The sequence below is a fragment of the Mucilaginibacter sp. P4_G9 genome (assembly GCF_056400985.1).
This window is the reverse complement of sequence record NZ_JBFUKF010000374.1, coordinates 1-4,831: the sequence shown is the minus strand read 5'-3', so window position 1 is coordinate 4,831 and position 4,831 is coordinate 1. Positions and strand designations below refer to the sequence as shown.

The following is a 4,831-nucleotide window of genomic DNA, read 5'->3' as shown; positions in this document are numbered from 1 at the left end:
TTCCATTTAGGTCGGCATTTATTATCTCTGTGATGCAAAACATCCGCAGCATGTCTGAAATGTTTTAGTGTACAAAATACGCTATTACTTAACTTAATATTCTGTTTATGAGTGCCTTAAAATCAAAGTTATCCTCCGGCTTTTTTTGCTTTGTAGCCATCAGTTTGCAGCAGGGTTAATATTTTATCCCTGAAATCGCCCTGGATCAATATTTCGCCCTCCTTTACCGAACCGCCTACTCCGCATTTTGTTTTTAGCTTTTTGCCAATAGCCTCCAGGTCGGTGTTGGCGCCTACAAAACCTGTTATACGGGTAACAAGTTTACTGCCTCCCTTACGGTCAAGGTATATTTTAAAATTTTGTTGTTGAGGCGGCAGTGTTCGGGCATCATCCCGGCCATTTTCCTGGTATTCAAAATCCGGATCGGTTGAATAAACTACACCGGTAATATTCTTCTTAGCCATAGTTATCAAATTTAAAACCCCGGGCCAACAATTACTTTTAATGAACCCGGTATTATATTAATATGTAAATGGGTATCCATTACCTGCGGCTCGCCATCGAGGTGAATAGGACCTGCACTTTGCCTGGTAATTTTAATGTCCTTTCCCCTTATAATCTCAATGTAACCAGAGGATTCAATTGTTTTAAGCATCAAGCGTATGCCAATCTCGGGCAGGCGCCACATCGGAAATTTACGAATAATACATACATCCAGCAAACCATCCTTCACCGATGCCTTAGGCGAGATATGCACATCATTGCCCCATTGCGATGAATTAGCAATACTTATTATGAATGCTTCGCGCTCGAACACATTTCCATCAATTTCAATCCGGTACTCTTGAGACTTGTAAGCTACAATCTCCTGCATACTTGATTTGATGTAAGTTAAAAAGCCTCGCTTCTTACCATGTGAGAATACTTCTGCGATATGAGCGTCAAAACCCATACCTGCCATATTAAAAAAAGGCAGCCCGTTCATTTGTCCCGAATCAATGGTTTCAACCTTATAAGCGCTTAATGTTTTTATAGATTTGGCAGTATCCATCGGAATTCCTAAAAAACGCGCCAATCCGTTGCCTGATCCGAAAGGAACTACCCCCAGGGCTGTGCTACTGCCTACTATAGCCGACGAGATCTCGTTCACCGTACCATCGCCGCCAACGGCTACTACCACATCAAACTTATTTGCGGCCTCGCCTGCTATTATACGGGCATGCGATACGCCATCACTATAAACAATGCTGGCATCAAACATATTCTTATCAAGGTTCTGGTCTATCAGCTCTGGCACACCATCCTTCTTCTTCCCCCCCGATATAGGGTTTATTATAAATAACGCTTTACGTTTCAACTATCTGTATTAAATAATAAAGTATCAAAAGTAAATGTATTTTCGGCTTTGTAAAATTTGTTTTATTTTTGCCACCCGAAAGTGGACTGATTTAATTGCCTTTATTTAAAAGGCACCGGATTGCAACCACGTAAAAAAGTGCTAAAACCAATGCTTCTTTTACTACGATGCCCTTAAATCTCCTCCCTACTGTTTTACTTTAGTAATTGTATAAAAAATTTATATGTCATATTTATTTACTTCCGAATCCGTATCAGAAGGACACCCGGATAAAGTTGCCGATCAGATCTCCGACGCGCTGATAGATCATTTTTTAGCATTCGATCCCAATTCAAAAGTCGCCTGCGAAACACTGGTAACCACCGGGCAGGTATTTTTAGCCGGTGAAGTGAAATCAAAAGCTTATTTAGATGTACAAAAAATAGCCCGCGAGGTGATCAACAAAATTGGTTACACCAAAGGCGAATACATGTTTGATGGCAGCTCATGCGGTGTGCTATCGGCCATTCATGAGCAATCGCCGGATATTAACCAGGGTGTTGAACGCAAAGCTCCTGAAGAGCAGGGCGCCGGCGACCAAGGCATGATGTTTGGCTATGCTACTGCCGAAACTGAAAACTATATGCCGCTGGCATTGGATATTGCCCATGCCCTATTAATTGAGCTGGCTGCTATCCGCCGCGAAAACAGCGAAATCAAATACCTTCGCCCCGATGCAAAATCGCAGGTTACATTAGAGTATAGCGATGATAATAAGCCGCAACGTATAGACGCTATCGTTATCTCTACCCAGCATGACGATTTCGACGAAGAGAAGGCCATGCTGACCAAAATCAGCGCTGATATTATTAGCATCCTTATTCCGAGGGTAAAAGCCAAATACCCAACGTACGCGCACTTTTTTAACGACCAGATAAAATACCACATTAACCCAACCGGCAAATTCGTTATCGGTGGGCCACATGGAGATACTGGCTTAACCGGACGGAAAATTATTGTGGATACCTACGGTGGTAAAGGCGCGCATGGCGGTGGCGCATTTTCTGGTAAAGACCCTTCAAAGGTTGATCGTTCTGCTGCTTATGCAACCCGGCACATTGCCAAAAACCTGGTGGCCGCAGGCGTTTGCGACGAAGTTTTGGTGCAAGTATCATACGCTATAGGCGTAGCCCAGCCAATGGGTATTTACGTAAATACCTATGGCACAGCCAAAGTTGAATTACATGATGGCGAGATTGCCCAAAAAGTAGAAGCCGTTTTTAACATGACGCCATATGCCATTGAAACCCGCTTTAAACTGCGCAACCCCATTTACAGCGAAACTGCAGCATACGGTCATTTTGGTAAACCAAGCGAAATTGTAACCAAAACCTTTATAGCCCATGACGGCAGCGAGCTTAAACGCGAAGTAGAACTGTTTACCTGGGAGAAACTGGACTATGTTGATAAGGTAAAAGCAGCCTTCGGGTTGTAGGTTGTACTAATATATTTATTGCACAATAGCGACTGGTAAAAATCAGTCGCTATTTTTGTTTTGGGGGGAGGATTGGGATGAAGAATAAATGGACAAAAGCCCGAACTTCATTTTAGGCGAGAAATATTTAGCTATAGATAACATTTGTACAATAAATAACGAGAAAAGTTAACAATTAGCGATAAATATTGAACCTGCATATCATTCACTCAACCCTACCCTAAAGTTACACTGCGGGCCACCTTACTCTCCCCTTCCTTACCCCTGCCATCCCGCTTTATAACTTACCTGCTACCCCGGCCGAGTACTGACAAAACAGTGTCACCATATGTTTAGCGGGAGCTGCGTAACTTTGTTTGTATCCCAGTTGTGCGGAACAGACTACGAAGTTTTGAATTAAACATATCACCTAAATTTTTTAAGAAAAAATGTTAAGGGCACATTTTATATTAAATAAAATATATTATTTTTATCACCAAATAGAACTATAATATAATTTATAAATACCTTTTACCTAAAACCTATTTTACCACCTTAACCCTATCACAATAACATGAAACCATCTCATCAGTACTCTTAATATATAACCCAAACAATTTCTGATTTTAACTTATTCAGCATAGCCGTAACGCGGCTGTTATGCCTGTTATGTTAATTTTTTTGAGCGGAACAAAGCTCTAACAACATTTTTTATCCCCAAACAAACTATTAGCCATCATGAAAAAATTATCCTTTACACTTATTATTCTTTTATCAGTTTCGCAATTCTTACATGCGCAATTTACAACCAGCGGAACGGTAACTTCTACTACTAATACCGTGGGTATTGGTACAACTACTCCGGGTGCTGCATTAACAATTTCAAACAGCACACCCATTATTCAACTTTTTGATAAAGAATGTAATACTACTGATGGAAGCAGCGAAGGAAAACTTGCCTTTGGATCGTCATGTGGTGAGTTTGCTTCAATTGAATCTTCGAGGTTTGCCACTAATTATGATGATGTTACTATTCTTAAATTTAAAACCAGTTGGGCTACCGGAACAGGTGGCGATGGTACCAACATCGAAAGAATGCGCATAAACTTTAATGGCAATGTTGGCATTGGGACTACCAACCCACAAAACAAACTGGATGTAAACGGTTCAATCCACTCAAAACAGGTGAATATTGATCTGAATGGATGGGGCGATTATGTATTCAAAAAAGACTACCAGCTAAGATCATTAAATGAGGTGAAAGTTTATATCGATCAATATCAACATTTGCCTGAAATTCCATCGGAATCGGAAATGATAAAGAACGGGCTCGATGTGGGCGAAATGAATAAGCTGCTGGTAAAAAAGGTGGAGGAGTTGACTTTGTATTTGATTGAAAAGGATAAGAAAGAAAAAGAGCAGGAAGCTATTAACCAAAAAAATGCACAACAAATAGATCAGCTTAAAAATCAGCTTGAATCAATAACAAAGCTCTTAAACAAAAATTCAACCTCAAGTCTTAAATAAATGAAATCACTTTCTCTGCTAATAACAGCGATACTATTTACAAACTTTTATTCTTATGCGCAAAATACTTTCCCGGCTACCGGAAACGTCGGTATCGGCACCACCAGCCCAAACACCACTTTGGACGTGAACGGAGCTATATCCATGCAAACATTCGGAAATATATCATCTGCCAGGGGGGCAGCCAACGGATTTACAAACCTATTTTTGGGCGGCGCGATCAAGGACAATTTAAACGGAACTTTTACCGCGCTTGGCGACGGTGGAAGCAATTACTGGGCGGCGATTAGGATGGACAACAGCGGTGGGAACCTTGGTGCCATTAATTTTTACAACGGGAACTCAACAGGCGGCTCTAATTACAATATTTCTAATACTAATCTCGCCAGCTATCTGAGAATGACCATTACAGCAGGAAATGTAGGAATCGGGACTTCTGATACCAAAGGTTACAAGCTTGCAGTAAACGGCAACGTAATAGCTACCTCCATGAC

General features: G+C 41.0%; 4 protein-coding genes and 1 pseudogene. 3 read left to right on the top strand and 2 right to left on the bottom strand.

Going from position 1 to position 4,831, the window contains the following annotated elements; translation table 11 throughout:
* Positions 1-128: 128 nt before the first annotated feature.
* Positions 129-464, bottom strand: coding sequence for a translation initiation factor (locus AC1DPZ_RS22000; protein ID WP_477407471.1), 336 nt, complete (start codon positions 462-464; stop codon positions 129-131).
* Between the two features lie 11 nt (positions 465-475).
* Positions 476-1,357, bottom strand: a complete 882-nt coding sequence (locus tag AC1DPZ_RS21995; protein WP_477407469.1) for a diacylglycerol/lipid kinase family protein — start codon at positions 1,355-1,357, stop codon at positions 476-478.
* Between the two features lie 223 nt (positions 1,358-1,580).
* On the opposite strand from AC1DPZ_RS21995, the gene metK reads away from it, so the two are divergent.
* The 3 genes and pseudogenes from metK to AC1DPZ_RS21980 all read left to right on the top strand — a co-directional run.
* A complete protein-coding gene (gene metK, locus AC1DPZ_RS21990) occupies positions 1,581-2,831 on the top strand; it encodes a methionine adenosyltransferase (RefSeq protein ID WP_477407467.1) in 1,251 nt (416 codons plus the stop codon).
* Between the two features lie 717 nt (positions 2,832-3,548).
* Positions 3,549-4,337, top strand: a complete 789-nt coding sequence (locus tag AC1DPZ_RS21985) for a hypothetical protein (protein ID WP_477407465.1) — start codon at positions 3,549-3,551, stop codon at positions 4,335-4,337.
* Positions 4,338-4,831 (top strand): annotated as a pseudogene (locus AC1DPZ_RS21980) (hypothetical protein); the annotation flags it as partial.